Raw genomic sequence first — 13964 nt, 5'->3', positions numbered from 1 at the left:
TCACCCCTGCTGCGAATACTTCAACAAGCGGCCGAGGTCCTTGATCATGCGCTTGGCCTCAAGCGAGTCCGGGTAGCGCATCATCACGTAGCCTTGCGGATCGACCAGCCACACCCGGGGCAGTCCGTCGAAGGCGAAGCGTTCGCGCCAGGCGTCATTGGCCACCACGACGCCCATCCCTTCGTGAGCACTCAGCAGCTTGCCGTCCGGCATGCCGCTGTCGGTCACCAGCCAGATCCGGTGAACCCGGTCCATCTCCTTGGCCTGCGCAGTACGGATCTGGCGCGTGAGATAGAGCGCTTCCTGGCAGGCGTCATTGCATGCCGAAGGCGCCACCACCAGATAGGTCCATTTCCCCGTCAGTTGCTCACGTGCCACCGGCTCGCCGGCCAGATTCATCAACGGCGCTTCAGGCAGCAGCGCCGGACTCACGAGGGTGCCGTAGTTCATGCGTGCATCGGGTTTCCACACATAGAAGGCGAAATAGGATGCTGCGACCGGCAACACACAGACCGCGATCAACGCAATCAGGGTCCTGCGCGATTTCTTGTTCATTCGGGGTGCTTCTGCCGTCATTTCAGCTGTTGCCATGTTGTTGCCACCGTCTCCATCCGAACCAGATCACCAGAGCAGCGGACAGTGCCGCGAATCCGAACCATTGCGCCGCATAGCCGCGATGCCGGTCAATACCCAGATCCGGCCGCGGCCAATCGCGCACCAGAGCGTCGTCGGCGTCGCTCAACTGCTCGACGATGCGTTGTGCCACCGCCACATCGAAGGCCTTTGCATAGGCGTTCATATCCAGGTACTGCCAGAGCCGCCCCTGCCCCGCTTGATCAGCGAGTGAGTACGGCTTCTTTTCTGGAATCCGCACCTGCCCGATCACGACCACGTCGCCGGACGGTGTCGTGATCTGTGGCAACACCAAACGATCACGCCCGGTAGACACCCAGCCACGTCGCACCAGAACGATTGACCCGCCTCGCGTCTGCAGCGGCGTCATCACGTGGAAACCCGGCTGCCCCTGATGGACCCGGTTATCCACCAGGATGGTCTTGTCGGCGATCCAGTGGCCTGCCAGTTCCACTCGCGTCCATTCATCGACAGTATCGATGTCTGCCGGTTGGACTGGGGCTTCCGACCGGGCCACCTCCAGCCGCTCGCCCAGTGCAATCTTCTCTTCCGCACGTCGCGTCTGCCACAGCCCCAGCTGAACGGTGAGAATGCACAGGAGAATGCCGACGACAAAGGGCAGCCAATCCATCACGCGCCGCAAGCACCGCCCCCAAAACTGCGCATCACTGGGCTAAACTGCCCGGAGACTATCGAGGGGACACACATGCGAATCGTCGTCATTCTGTTGCTTCTTCTGATCCTGCTCAGCCTGGGCTCAGCCCTGACCTTTCTGTTCCGCGACCGGGGCAAGGGCACGGAGCGAACCGTTCGGGCACTTACCTTCCGTGTGGGTCTTTCCATCGGCCTGTTCTTGCTGTTGATGCTTGGTTACGGTACTGGCCTCATCCAGACCCGACTCTGATCGATCTCGGTTTCTCGTCTATCGACCGGCCGCCCTCGGGCGGCCGGTTTCATTCCTTGCGGTGAGTTACAGCCAGTAGACCACCACGAAGAGGAAGAGCCACACCACATCCACGAAGTGCCAGTACCACGCGGCCGCTTCAAAGGCGAAGTGGTGTTCCTTTGTAAAGTGCCCCTTCATCGCGCGGAACATCATGACCAGCAGCATGATGGCGCCGATCGTGACATGCATCCCGTGAAAACCGGTGAGCATGAAGAACGTGGAACCGTAGATGCCGGTGGTCAGCTTCAGGTTCATCTCGCTGTAAGCATGCATGTACTCATAGACCTGAAAGCACATGAAGATCGCGCCGAGGATCACGGTGATGGCCAGGCCCGAAATCAACTGGCCGCGATTACCTTTCATCAGCCCCCAATGGGCCCAGGTCAGCGTCGCGCCCGAGGTCAGCAGAATGAGCGTGTTGATCGCCGGGATACCCCATGCACCCATGGGCGAGAAGCTTTCGACTGCGTTCGGCCCGGCGGTTGGCCAGGCCGACTGGAAACCCTGCCACAGCAAGGCTTCGTTATCGCCCGAAGACAGCGATGGCACCGAAATGACCCGCACGTAGAAAAGCACGCCGAAGAAGGCGGCGAAGAACATCACTTCGGAGAAGATGAACCAGCCCATGCTCCAGCGGAACGACGCATCCACGTTCTTGCCGTACTGGCCGCTTTCGGATTCCTTGATCACCTGCCCGAACCAGCCGAACAACATGTAGATCAGGGTGGCCAGACCGAGGAAGAACACCAGCTGGCCCGGGCCCACCTTGTTCAGCCACATGACGGCACCCGCCCCGATGCACAGCAGGGCAAAGGAACCAAAGATGGGGAACTTGGAAGGTTCCGGTACGAAGTACTTCTCGACGGCTTGACTCATAGGGATGCTCTCCCGGCTTGATGCCAAAACGAAAGTTTCATTTCCCGCTCGGTGGTCAGGCGCCGACCACGAAGCGTACGAATGCGACGATACTCAACACGAAAATCACGCCCGCCAGCACCCCCGCCACAATCACTGCCACAGGGTTGAGCGACGCAGCATCCTCCTGATACGCGCGCTTCTTGCGCACGCCCAGAAACGACCACATCACCGCCCGCATGGTGGCGAAAAAGCTTGCGCGCCTGACTGGCTCGGTCATATCAACTCCTGTCACCCGGTGCCGGCTTCTCCGCGCGGGTGCCCGCGATCTCGAAGAAGGTGTACGACAGAGTGATCGTGTGCACATCTTCAGGCAGTGAGGGATCCACCACGAAGACCACCGGCATGACCCGCTTCTCACCCGCCTTGAGCGTCTGGCGTTCGAAGCAGAAGCAGTTGATCTTCTTGAAGTAGTTCCCGGCAATCTGGGGGCCGTAACTGGGCACGGCCTGGCCGGTGACCGCCTCATCCTTGGTGTTGGTGACTTCGTATTCGACGGTCACCAGCTCGCCGGGATGAATCTCCACCGAGCCCTGCACGGGACGGAAGGTCCAGGCCATGTCGTGCACGTTGGAGTCGAACTCGACCACCAGCGAACGATTGCGATCAACCTGTGTATTGACCACCTCATCGGGCTGCAGGATGTTGCGCAGCCCGGTGACCTGGCAGATCGCTTCGTAGAACGGCACCAATGCAAACCCGAAGCCGAACATCGCCACGGCGGCAATGCCCAGTCGGAGCATCAGGCGTTTGTTTTCGTTGGCGGGATCGCTCATCGGCCCAGCAGTGCTGTCTTGACCATGATGCCCACGAAGAAGACGAGCACGATGGACAGCAGGATCAGTCCGGTTCTGCGATTTCCCTGGCGATTGGTCATCGTGCTCGCTCCTTTACCCTATTACTTCACGACCGGCGGGGTTTCGAAGGTGTGGTGCGGTGCCGGCGACGGCACGGTCCACTCCAGCCCCTCGGCGTCTTCCCAGACCTGGGCCGATGCCTTCTTGCCGCCGCGCACGCACTTGACCACTACCACGATAAACAGCAGCTGGGTCAGGCCGAAGCCGAAAGCGCCGACGGATGCAATCGCGTTGAAGTCTGTGAATTGCAATGCATAGTCCGGAATCCGGCGCGGCATGCCGGCCAGCCCCAGGAAGTGCATCGGGAAGAAGGTGATGTTGAAGAAGATGATCGACGACCAGAAGTGGATCTTGCCGAGCGTCTCCGAGTACATATGGCCGGTCCATTTCGGCAGCCAGTAGTACGCCCCGGCAAACAGCGCGAACAGCGAGCCGGCCACCAGCACATAGTGGAAGTGCGCCACCACGTAGTACGTGTCCTGCACCTGGATGTCGATCGGTGCGATCGCGCAGATCAGGCCGGTGAAGCCGCCCATGGTGAACACGAAGATGAAGCCCGTGGCCCACAGCATGGGGGTTTCGAAGGTCATGGAACCGCGCCACATGGTGGCCACCCAGTTGAACACCTTCACGCCCGTGGGCACGGCGATCAGCATGGTCGCGTACATGAAGAACAGCTGCGTGGCTGCCGGCATGCCGGTGGTGAACATGTGGTGCGCCCAGACCACGAAGGACAGGATCGCGATGGACGCCGTGGCGTACACCATCGAGGCGTAGCCAAACAGCGGCTTGCGGGCAAAGGTCGGGATGATCTGACTCACGATGCCGAAGGCCGGCAGAATCATGATGTAGACCTCCGGGTGACCGAAGAACCAGAACACGTGCTGATACAGCACCGGGTCACCACCACCGGCGGCATTGAAGAACGCCGTGCCGAAGTGACGATCCGTCAGGATCATGGTCACCGCCCCGGCCAGCACCGGCATCACGGCAATGAGCAGGTAGGCGGTGATCAGCCAGGTCCAGCAGAACAGCGGCATCTTCATGAGCGTCATGCCCGGTGCGCGCATGTTCAGGATGGTCACCACGATATTGATGGCGCCCATGATGGAACTGATACCCATGATATGGACCGCGAAGATGGTCAGGTCCATGCCCATGCCCATCTGCACCGACAGCGGGGCATACAGCGTCCAGCCCGCGGCAGTGGCACCGCCCGGCACGAAGAAGGAACCGATGAGCAGCAGCGCCGCCGGGGGCAGCAGCCAGAAGCTCCAGTTGTTCATGCGCGCAAAGGCCATGTCGGAGGCGCCGATCATGAGCGGCAACATCCAGTTCGCAAAGCCCACAAAGGCCGGCATGATCGCGCCGAACACCATCACCAGGCCATGCATGGTGGTGAGCTGGTTGAAGAATTCGGGCTGCACGATCTGCAGGCCCGGCTGGAACAGCTCGGCACGGATTGTCAGCGCCATCACACCCCCGGAGAGGAACATGATGAAGCTGAAAATCAGGTACATCGTGCCGATGTCCTTATGGTTCGTCGTGGTGATCCAGCGCATCAACCCGGTGGGGCCGTGGTGGTGGTGATCATCATGGACGTGGTCGGGGGTCACAGCAGACATTCTGTTGTCCTCCTTGGGCGATCAGTTGCGCGCGGCCGCAACATCGGCCGGCTGAATCACATCGCCCGCAGTGTTGCCCCAGGCGTTACGCGTGTAGGTGATGACGGCGGCCAGTTGGGCGTCGTCGAGCATGTTGCCGAAGGCGGCCATGGCCGTTCCGGGGCGACCGTGCATCACGGTATTGAGTTGCTCGCCCACCGGCCCATTGACCACTGCCGAACCATCCAGCGCCGGGAAGGCCGGGGGCAAGCCCTTGCCATCCGCCTGGTGGCACGCCGCACAATTGGCGTTGAACACCTTCTCGCCTGTGGCGACCAGATCACCCTTGTCCCAGACCTTGGCGTTGCCCTCGGCAGCGGCCTCGGCCTTTTCGGCATGCGTCTTCACCCAGGCGGTGTAATCAGCATCCGAGACCACATGCACTTCGATCGGCATGAAGCCGTGGTCCTTGCCGCACAGTTCGGCACAGTTGCCACGGTAGATGCCTTCTTTCTCGGCACGGAACCAGGTATCGCGAATGAAGCCCGGAATCGCATCCTGCTTGACCCCGAAGGCGGGCACCCACCAGGCGTGGATCACGTCATTGGCCGTGGTCAGAATACGGATCTTCTTGCCCACCGGCACGACCAGCGGCTCATCGACTTCGAGCAGGTAGCTGTCACCCTTCTCGGCATTGCCATTGATGGCTTCCTGAGAGGTCGACAGATTCGAGATCAGGCGGATTCCTTCGCCCTCGCCCTTGATGTAGTCGTAACCCCATTTCCACTGATAACCGGTGGCCTTGATGGTGATGTCGGGGTTCGACGTATCCTTCATGGAGATCACCGTCTTGGTGGCCGGATAGGCCATGCCAAGCAGGATCAGCACGGGCACCACGGTCCACACGATCTCGACAGTGGTGTTTTCGTGAAAGTGTGCAGCCACCGCCCCTTTGGACTTGCGGTGCTTGAACACTGACCAGAACATGACACCGAAAACCCCGATGAAGATCACCAGACAGATGATCAGCATCAGCGTGTGCATGTTGTAGATCTGTGAAGCCACTTCGGTGACCGGCGTCTGCAGATTGACGCCGTTCTTCTCCACGGCCAGCGCAGACGCGCTGAGCGATGCGAGCCCCGTGGTTACTGCAGTTCGAGCAAACAAGCTCATGTGCAACCCCCATCCTGGTCTTTGAGGGACGCAAAAGAACACAACCATCGAGCCTACGCTCCGCTACTGCATCTCCTTGGGGCGTGGACAATCCGGTCGTGACAATGCGCCAGTCGCGAACTCCCTAGGGCCCGGAACCCGCTATATCTAGTGGTTTGGCGCGGCCGGAACCTCTGCGGCATAGTGCCACACCCATTTTCAGGGTCGCAAGGCTTTTTTTGATTTAAATCAATATGTTGCAGCGCAAAATCGCATAGGCAAAAAAACACCCTGCCGCAAGGAGCGTTACATTTACCGTAACGTTTTCTGCCTCAATCGCTTTGGCCGCATAGGATCCAGCAAGCGCGCCGACTCGGGCGCCGCATGCGGTCAGCGTGCCCGCCTCGGATGGCGGGTGATCGAATCAGTCGGTGGCGAGCCGACGTTTAATGCGACGCATCACGGCGCCGAGGATCGGCACCTTTTCATACAGGCTTTCAGCCGGGTCCCAGTAATCGCGATGATCGACAACCTTGCCATTGTCATCAAACGAAACGCGCGATGCGCCCTCGATGCACCCACCGCTGCCCGCCTCGCCCCAGTGCATCGTCCACAGCAGAACCCCGGCATCACCATCGTCGAAACACCGGGTCACTTCGAAGTGCGGGGATTCGACCTGCACGAACATGTGCTCGAAGATGCGCTCGATGTGCGCGACGCCCACCACGTCGTTGAATGGGTCCTTGAACCGGGCGTCGGCCGCATAGAAGGCGGTGATGCTCGACAACTTGTCCGCCGTGAGCGACTCGTAGAAGCGGGCCAGGGCATCGATGGGCCGTGCAGTGGTCATAAGCCAGTCACCTTCTTGATCAGCTTGAAGTACGCCCCGCGCGGAAGCCACTGAAGCAGCTTGAGCACGCGCGAGAAGCGCTTCGGGAAATGGATCTCGAAACGCCCGCGGGCCATGCCCTCGAGGATGGCTTGGGCCGCCTCTTCAGGCCGCATCAATGCGGGCATCTCGAAGTCATTGTCGGCAGTCAGCGGGGTTTCCACGAAACCGGGGTTGACCAGGTACACATCGACGCCCTTTTCCCTGACATCCATGTACAGCGTTTCGGCGAAATTGATGAGGGCCGCCTTGGTCGGACCATAGGTGCACGCCTGAGGCAAGCCCCCGTACCCCGCAACACTGGCCACCAGCGCAACACCGCCCCCACCCCGGCCCAGAAAGTCCGGCAACACGGTGGCGACGCCGCGCATGGTCGCCACCAGATTGGTCTCGACCGTCCTGGTGATCTCCTCGTCAGTTAGCTCCCACGCCCGGGTGGGCTTGTAGGCGCCCGCCAGAAACACGACCAGATCACAACGATCCCAGCGCTTGCCAATGCGTGCCCAGGCGTCTGCATAGCCATGGGGCTCGGTAACGTCGAAGGGCACAACCAGGGCGCCACCCAGCGACCCGGCCACGGCCTCAAGCTTGTCCTTGCTGCGCGCACTGAGGGCGAGTTCCGCCCCCGCATCCGCCAGCGCCCGGGCAAGCGCCTCACCGATGCCGCTCGATGCGCCGATGAGCCAGACGCGCTGGCCGTGCCAGTCCGATCGTTTGCGATTCAGACTCATGGCGATGCCTCGCTCCGACGGGTGAAGCTCAAAGTGACTTCGCCAAGATGGAAACCGAACTTGCTCATCTCCGAGCGATTGAGCATCACCTTGTCGTCGACGAGATACATCCAGTCATCGAAGTCCACGTGGTACACCTTGCCGTCCACCGGCAGGGCCATCACGTACTTCCACCGGAACGCATTCCCACGCGCCTGGCCCTCGGCCACGCCCACCACATCACCGGCCGTGCCGGTGTAGCGACCATCGCCATGGGCAGTGAGCGTCCACACCCGCCGCTGGGTAGAGCCATCATCGTAGGTGAATCGCTCATCGAGCGTGCCGACAGGCCCCTCCCATTTGGCATCGATCACCACGTGAAAGCGCTTGATCACCTTGCCACTGCGATCCTGGAACATGCCCCAGGCGTCAAGCGTACCCTTGAAGTAGTCCTCCAGCACCAGCGGTGGCGTGGTGTCTCGATAATCCTCAATGGTGGTGCTGCAGCCACTGATGCCCAGCACGCCGAGCACCGCGCAGATCCATTTCGTCATGATTTCGCTCCCAATTGATGGCGCCAGTGCCAGGTCAGACCCAGTGCGAACAGTTTGAGCAGCACCGGCAGCGCCGCATAGACAAGGGCGAGCGCCAGCCGCCCTGCCTCGCCGTCACGCCCCGGGGTGTAGCCGAACAGATCGAGCAGCGGCAGCGCGAGCCCTGCCGCCAGCGCCAGCGAGGCCTTGGCGACCAGATTCCACCAGCCGAAACTCGATCCCGCACCGGCGCCCTCTCCAGCACCGCCGCGCTCACCCAGCTGGTCCGCCAGAATGGCCGGCGGAAGCGCCAGATCGGCGCCCAGCGCCAGACCCGACAAGGCGCAGATCACGCCGAAGGCCATGAGGTCACCCGGCCCCAGCATGGCCGCCCAAACGAAGGCGACAATCGCCACGATCATGGCGACCATCCACGCCCCCACCTTGCCCAACCGGTCCGACAGCTTCACCCACACCGGCAGCCCCGCGGCCCCCGCCACGAAATACACCGCCAACAACGGGCCGGAGGCGTCGGGACGTCCGATCACGTCTTCCACGAAGAACAGCACCGTGCTCGCCGGTATCGACGCCGCAATACCGCCCAGCCCGAACAGGATCAGCAGGCGCACGAATGCCGGACGCGCCAAGGCCCGCCGCAAGGCAACCCACGGGCGTTCCCGCGCGGGCGCCGACGCCCCCGCCTGCGGTGCGCCCCAGAGCGTAATGAGCGCCGCGATGCCCAGCAGGGGAATGAACCCCCACGCCAATCGCTGCAGCCCCGGTGCGATGTCGTCCGCCAGAAAGCCGGGCAAGGCCGCCGCCATCACCACCCCGACCAGGCCGAAGCCCTCGCGACTGGCCATCACACGCGTGCGCTCGCCGGGCCCGCCCGCCATCTCGGCGCCCCAGGCGTGATAGTTCACACTGGCCATCGAGTAGCCCGCGCAGGCCAGCACCAGCAAGCACAGCAACCACAGCGGCCCGGCATCGCCCGGCGGCGAGAGCAGGCCGAACATCCCGACGGCCAGCAGTGGCAGGGCCAGCACTATCCAGCGCAGGCGCGAGGCCACATGGTCGCCCAGCCACCCGAACAGTGGATCGGTGACCGCATCCACCACCCGCGCGCCCAGCAGGATCGCCCCCACCACGGTCAGCGACAGGCCCAGATCATCGGCATACAGTTTGGGCACGTGCACGTAGATCGGTAGCGCCGCGAAGGCCAGTGGCAGCCCGAGCGCGCCGTAAAACACGATCTGTGGCATGGACAGCGCACGGGCCTGACTCACTGGCGCGCCTCGCCCAGCAAGGCTGCGCGCAGTTGCGGCTCGCGGGTCTTGGGGTGCAGCCAGATGCCGAAAAAGGCCGGCGCGAACGCAGGGTCATCCACCGCATGGATCAGGCCCGTCCGATTGAAGAAGCGCACGCCGCCCGCATGACGCTCGGCGAACAGGGTGTCGCCTTCGTCCACGTCAGGAAACGCCTTCTGTAGCTGAACGGTCCAGCGTTCCGGCTGATCGATGCCGATGCGACGCATCTCATCGAGGGTGCTCTCGACCAGTTGCTTGCAGCTGATGTCGGTGTTGTAGCGAATCGCCAGCACCTCGCGCTCCCCACCGGCGGGCAGCCGCCACAGGGCCGCCTCGTAAATGCGCCAACCCAGAAAACTCATCTCGCCGGCCCCCTGCAACTGCCAACTGGCAGACGCGGCCAGCGCTGCCGGCAGGGGCACGCGGCCATGCGCCGGCAGGGCCAGCGCGGCGCAGCACATGAACGCCCACAGCGCCGCGCGCTTCACTGGCCGGCCTCGTGCACAAAGGCGGCATGGCACACATCGATGTCGCCGGCGAGAAAACCGGCTTCGCAATAGGCGAGGTAGAAGTGCCACATGCGCACGAAGCGCTCATCGAAGCCCTGCGCGACCACGGCGTCTCGTTGCGCAGCAAAAGCCTCGTCCCACCGGCGCAGGGTACGGGCGTAATCACGCCCGAAACGATAACGGCCGACTGGCGCCAGACCGGCCTGCCCGGCCTCCCGGTTCATGCGCTCCGGGCTGGGCAGCATGCCCCCGGGGAAGATATAGCGCTGAATGAAGTCCGTCCCGCGACGGTAGCGCGCGAACAGGTCATCGTCGATGGTGATCGCCTGAATCACCGCCTTGCCCTCGGGCGCCAGGCACTGTGAAATGCGCTCGAAGTAAGTGGGCCAGAACTGCTCCCCCACCGCCTCGATCATTTCGATGGACGCGATGTGATCGTACTGCCCGTGCTCGTCGCGATAGTCCCGCAGCACGAACTCGGCGCGATCCGCCCAACCGCCCCGCTCGGCGCGCGCCTGAGCGAAGGCCAGCTGAGACGGCGAGAGCGTCAGCCCGGTGACCCGGCAGTCGTACTCATTGGCCGCCACTTCCGCGAACCCGCCCCAGCCGCAGCCGATTTCAAGCAGGTGCTGTCCCGCACGCACATCCATGGTGTCGAGGATGCGCCGGTATTTGCGCCGCTGGGCCGCGGCCAGTGATTCGTCGGGCGTGGCGAAACAGGCGGCGGAATACGTCATGGTCGGATCGAGCCACAGCGCATAGAAATCATTGCCCAGGTCGTAGTGGGCCTCGATGTTGCGCCTGGAGCCTGCGCGGGTATTGGCCCGCAGCAGGTGCCATATCCGGTAGGCCAGCAGCGACAGCCCGCGCCCATAGAGCCGCGCACCCAGGCGGGCCCGGTTGTTCGCCAGCAGCGTCAGCAACTCGGGCAAGTGATGGGTGTGCCAGAGCCCCTCCATCCACGCTTCACCCAGGCCGATATCGCCGGTGGCAATGACCCGGTCGAACATCGCCATGTCCTTGACCGCCCAGTGAGCCACGTGCTCGCCCTGGCCGAGTTGCACGGTGCCGCCGCCCGGCAGACTCATGCTGATGCTGCCGCCCTCGAGCCCCTCGAGCAGGGAGAGCACGTCGCGCACCCGTCGCGGCAGGCGCTTCTCCAGGCGCGGCAGGCCACTGCTCAGCGTATTTTCATTGACGTTCATGTACTGATCTCCTGGATCGGGGGCGCCGGCTTGCGGAAAAAGCGCACCCGCTTGCGCCACAGGTGGAAGGCCTGCACGTGGATGCGGGCCATCACGGCAAAGGTCATCAGGGGGAAGCGCAGCAGCCAGCGGGTCATGCTGCGACCATCGAGCGGCACCAGCGCGCCGTCGATACAGGTGCTCAGACGGCGCTCGCCGGCCTCCCACAGATCGACGTGAACCCGGCTGCGCCCGTCGGTGACGGAAAAGCGGAAGCGGTATTCGCCCGAGACCGGGAAAAACGGCGACACATGGAAGCACTTGCGCGCCCCGAGTGTCTGCCCGTCGCGGATGGGCGCAGCGTCCTCGTGGGCCACCAGATAGCTGTGGCGCTCGCCGAAGGTGTTGTTGACCTCGGCAAGCACGGCGCGCAGCCGACCGTCGGTGTCGTGACAGAACCAGAAACTGACCGGATTGAAGACGTAGCCGAACATGCGCGGGAAGGTCTGCAGGACGATGCGTCCGTTGCACGCACCGGCCAGCCCGGCCTGGTCGAGCACACCCCGCATCCACGGCTCCAGATCGCTACCGTCGCGCGCACCATGGTCCCGCTTGCGCAGCGAGAAGACCCCGATCCGGTCGACACCGAGCAACGGCGCGCGCAAGGCGTCCCATTGCCCCAGCGGCACGCGCATGAACGCAATCGGATAGACGAAGCCGTGCTGTGCAGGCCCGTGCCGCCGATGCATGACCCGGCCGAAGCCCACCGCGGCGTCAAGCATCGAGACTGTCTCGCTCATGCCGCCACGGCCTCGGCGCGCGTCGTCCAGGCAGCCTCCACACCGAATTGCGAGGCCACCGCCAGCGCCGATCTGAGTCCGTCTTCGTGAAAACCGAAACCGGACCAGGCGCCGGCATACCAGGTGCGCTCCCGGCCCTGGAGCCCGGCCAGCCACGATTGCGCCTCGATCGCCAACTGATCGAATATGGGGTGTGCGTACTCGATGCGCTCGATGACATGGTCGTCCGCCGGCGCACGTTCAGGATTGAGACTGACCACCACCGGCCGTTTGAACGGCAGCGGCTGAAGACGGTTGATGAGATAGGACACGGAAACCGGCTGTTGCCCCGGCAGCCCCTCGCCGGCCAGGTAGTTCCACGCCGACCACAACTTTTCCCGGCGCGGCAACAGGGCCGGATCGGTGTGCAGGTAAGCCACGTTGGGCTGGTAGCGCACGGCACCCAGAACGCTGCGCTCGGCGTCGGTGGCCTGGCCGCCGAGCAGTCGCAGTGCCTGGTCGCTGTGGCAGGCCAGCACCACTGCATCAAAGCGCTCTTCGCCGTCGGGCGTGGTCAGCGTCGCCCCCAGCCCGTCCCGTGCCATGGATGTCACCGGGCAGCCCAGACGCACATCACTCAGATCCGACAGCAGTCGGCTCACGTAGCTGCGGCCGCCCCCGGCCACGGTCAGCCACTGAGGGCGGTTGGTCACCTGAAGCAAGCCGTGGTTGTGGCAGAACCGGGCAAAGGTGGCCAGCGGATAGGCCAGCATCTGCTGCGTCGGGCACGACCAGATGGCGGCGGCCATGGGCAGCAGGTACCAGTCGCGAAATTCCCGGCTGTAGCCGTTGCCTTCCAGGTAGTCGCCCAGGGAAACACCCGTCGATTCACCCGTGACCGCCATGCCGGTGGTCTCGCGGTTGAAGCGCATGATGTCGCGCAGCATGGTCCAGAAAGCCGGTTTGACCAGATTCGAGCGCTGCCCAAAGACCGTATCGAGCGACGTTCCCGCCCACTCCAGCTCGGGATCGCGCAGCGACACCGAAAACGTCATTTCAGACGCCACCGATTCAACCCCGACCGTCTGGAAGAGCCCGCACAGATTCGGGTAGGTCTTGCGATTGAAGACGAGAAACCCGGTATCGACCGGCGCCCGCTGTCCATCGAGCTCCACCTCGACGGTATTGGTGTGGCCGCCCGGGCGATCCGCTGCCTCGAACAGGGTCACCCGGTAGCGCTCGCGCAGAAGCCAGGCCGTGGCCAGCCCCGAAATGCCGCTCCCGACCACCGCCACCTTCTGCCCGGGCAAGGGGGAAAACCGGCCCGCTTCATTCATGTCCATGTGCTTGTCTCCGGACTCAATCGTTGCCGTTGCGTGTGTTCAGACGTGCTTCAATGAGCTCGACCATGCGTGCTGAGGTCGGCTGCACCTGACTGGGCAGGCTCACCACCTCGGTCCCGGTGTGATCGATGAGGTATTTGTGGAAATTCCAGCCCGGCACCTGTCCGGTCTGCTTGAAGAGCGCCTTGTAGAGCGGGTGTGCGTCGGCGCCGGTCACGGCAGTCTTGGCATGCAGGGGAAACTTCACGCCGTAGGTGGTCTCGCAAAAGTCCTTGATCTGCGCTGCGTCACCCGGCTCCTGATTACCGAAGTCATTCGACGGAAAGCCGACGATGACCAGCCCGCGCGACTGGTATGTCCGGTAGAGCGTTTCGAGCCCTTCGTACTGGGGCGTGAAGGCGCAACGGCTCGCGGTATTCACCACCAGGATCACCTTGCCCGCAAACCGGCACATGTCGCCCTGCTCGCCGCCCTGCAAGGCGCGATACGGTTGCTGCAAGAGCGGCGGGCACGGCGGTTGAGCCTGGGCAGGCACGGTGCCGAACAGCAGGAGCAAAGCCGTGGCAATCAGTCTGCGCATGATCACCATCCCCGATGAAGGCG

At 63.3% G+C, this 13964-nt stretch carries 18 protein-coding genes; 1 reads left to right on the top strand and 17 read right to left on the bottom strand.

Annotation, left to right across the window (positions count from 1 at the left end; genetic code table 11):
- Positions 1-555 carry an SCO family protein gene (locus tag J0W34_RS05955; protein WP_230971042.1) on the bottom strand — a complete coding sequence of 185 codons (555 nt, stop codon included), beginning with the start codon at positions 553-555 and terminating at the stop codon, positions 1-3.
- A gap of 22 nt (positions 556-577) precedes the next feature.
- Positions 578-1264, bottom strand: a complete 687-nt coding sequence (locus tag J0W34_RS05950) for an SURF1 family protein (RefSeq protein WP_230971645.1) — start codon at positions 1262-1264, stop codon at positions 578-580.
- A 75-nt stretch (positions 1265-1339) separates the two neighbouring features.
- On the opposite strand from J0W34_RS05950, the gene J0W34_RS05945 reads away from it, so the two are divergent.
- On the top strand, positions 1340-1537 hold the full coding sequence (locus J0W34_RS05945) for a twin transmembrane helix small protein (protein WP_230971041.1): 198 nt from the start codon (positions 1340-1342) through the stop codon (positions 1535-1537).
- Between the two features lie 66 nt (positions 1538-1603).
- On the opposite strand, the gene J0W34_RS05940 is transcribed toward J0W34_RS05945, so the two are convergent.
- The 15 genes from J0W34_RS05940 to J0W34_RS05870 form a co-directional block, all read right to left on the bottom strand.
- A complete protein-coding gene (locus J0W34_RS05940) occupies positions 1604-2455 on the bottom strand; it encodes a cytochrome c oxidase subunit 3 (protein WP_230971040.1) in 852 nt (283 codons plus the stop codon).
- Between the two features lie 55 nt (positions 2456-2510).
- The gene (locus J0W34_RS05935; RefSeq protein ID WP_227817845.1) at positions 2511-2714 is read right to left on the bottom strand and encodes a DUF2970 domain-containing protein; all 204 of its coding nucleotides are present in this window, start codon (positions 2712-2714) and stop codon (positions 2511-2513) included.
- A 1-nt stretch (position 2715) separates the two neighbouring features.
- Positions 2716-3270 (bottom strand): cytochrome c oxidase assembly protein, encoded by a 555-nt coding sequence (locus J0W34_RS05930; RefSeq protein WP_230971039.1) that lies wholly within the window; start codon positions 3268-3270, stop codon positions 2716-2718.
- Positions 3267-3371, bottom strand: coding sequence for a cytochrome oxidase small assembly protein (locus J0W34_RS05925; protein ID WP_227817843.1), 105 nt, complete (start codon positions 3369-3371; stop codon positions 3267-3269). Before J0W34_RS05925 ends, J0W34_RS05930 begins: the two co-directional genes overlap by 4 nt.
- A 21-nt stretch (positions 3372-3392) precedes the next feature.
- On the bottom strand, positions 3393-4976 hold the full coding sequence (gene ctaD, locus J0W34_RS05920) for a cytochrome c oxidase subunit I (protein ID WP_227817842.1): 1584 nt from the start codon (positions 4974-4976) through the stop codon (positions 3393-3395).
- Positions 4977-4997: 21 nt separating this feature from the next.
- The gene (gene coxB / locus J0W34_RS05915; RefSeq protein WP_230971038.1) at positions 4998-6128 is read right to left on the bottom strand and encodes a cytochrome c oxidase subunit II; all 1131 of its coding nucleotides are present in this window, start codon (positions 6126-6128) and stop codon (positions 4998-5000) included.
- A 403-nt stretch (positions 6129-6531) separates the two neighbouring features.
- A complete protein-coding gene (locus J0W34_RS05910; protein ID WP_230971037.1) occupies positions 6532-6957 on the bottom strand; it encodes a nuclear transport factor 2 family protein in 426 nt (141 codons plus the stop codon).
- On the bottom strand, positions 6954-7727 hold the full coding sequence (locus tag J0W34_RS05905) for an SDR family NAD(P)-dependent oxidoreductase (RefSeq protein ID WP_227817838.1): 774 nt from the start codon (positions 7725-7727) through the stop codon (positions 6954-6956). The genes J0W34_RS05910 and J0W34_RS05905 overlap by 4 nt, the downstream gene beginning before the upstream one ends.
- Positions 7724-8260 carry a DUF3833 domain-containing protein gene (locus J0W34_RS05900; RefSeq protein ID WP_227817837.1) on the bottom strand — a complete coding sequence of 179 codons (537 nt, stop codon included), beginning with the start codon at positions 8258-8260 and terminating at the stop codon, positions 7724-7726. Before J0W34_RS05900 ends, J0W34_RS05905 begins: the two co-directional genes overlap by 4 nt.
- Positions 8257-9525: an MFS transporter gene (locus J0W34_RS05895; RefSeq protein WP_230971036.1), complete on the bottom strand. Its 1269-nt coding sequence runs from the start codon at positions 9523-9525 to the stop codon at positions 8257-8259. Before J0W34_RS05895 ends, J0W34_RS05900 begins: the two co-directional genes overlap by 4 nt.
- A complete protein-coding gene (locus J0W34_RS05890) occupies positions 9522-10034 on the bottom strand; it encodes a chalcone isomerase family protein (RefSeq protein WP_230971035.1) in 513 nt (170 codons plus the stop codon). The genes J0W34_RS05895 and J0W34_RS05890 overlap by 4 nt, the downstream gene beginning before the upstream one ends.
- The gene (locus J0W34_RS05885; protein ID WP_230971034.1) at positions 10031-11260 is read right to left on the bottom strand and encodes an SAM-dependent methyltransferase; all 1230 of its coding nucleotides are present in this window, start codon (positions 11258-11260) and stop codon (positions 10031-10033) included. Before J0W34_RS05885 ends, J0W34_RS05890 begins: the two co-directional genes overlap by 4 nt.
- Positions 11257-12039, bottom strand: a complete 783-nt coding sequence (locus J0W34_RS05880; RefSeq protein WP_230971033.1) for a DUF1365 domain-containing protein — start codon at positions 12037-12039, stop codon at positions 11257-11259. The genes J0W34_RS05885 and J0W34_RS05880 overlap by 4 nt, the downstream gene beginning before the upstream one ends.
- Positions 12036-13361: an NAD(P)/FAD-dependent oxidoreductase gene (locus tag J0W34_RS05875; protein WP_230971032.1), complete on the bottom strand. Its 1326-nt coding sequence runs from the start codon at positions 13359-13361 to the stop codon at positions 12036-12038. Before J0W34_RS05875 ends, J0W34_RS05880 begins: the two co-directional genes overlap by 4 nt.
- 16 nt (positions 13362-13377) lie before the next feature.
- Positions 13378-13941, bottom strand: a complete 564-nt coding sequence (locus J0W34_RS05870; protein WP_269144637.1) for a glutathione peroxidase — start codon at positions 13939-13941, stop codon at positions 13378-13380.
- Positions 13942-13964 lie beyond the last annotated feature (23 nt).

The organism is Nitrogeniibacter aestuarii (assembly GCF_017309585.1).
Lineage (GTDB): Bacteria > Pseudomonadota > Gammaproteobacteria > Burkholderiales > Rhodocyclaceae > Nitrogeniibacter > Nitrogeniibacter aestuarii.
The sequence above is the reverse complement of the archived record's forward strand: the minus strand, read 5'-3'. Positions and strand labels throughout refer to the sequence as shown.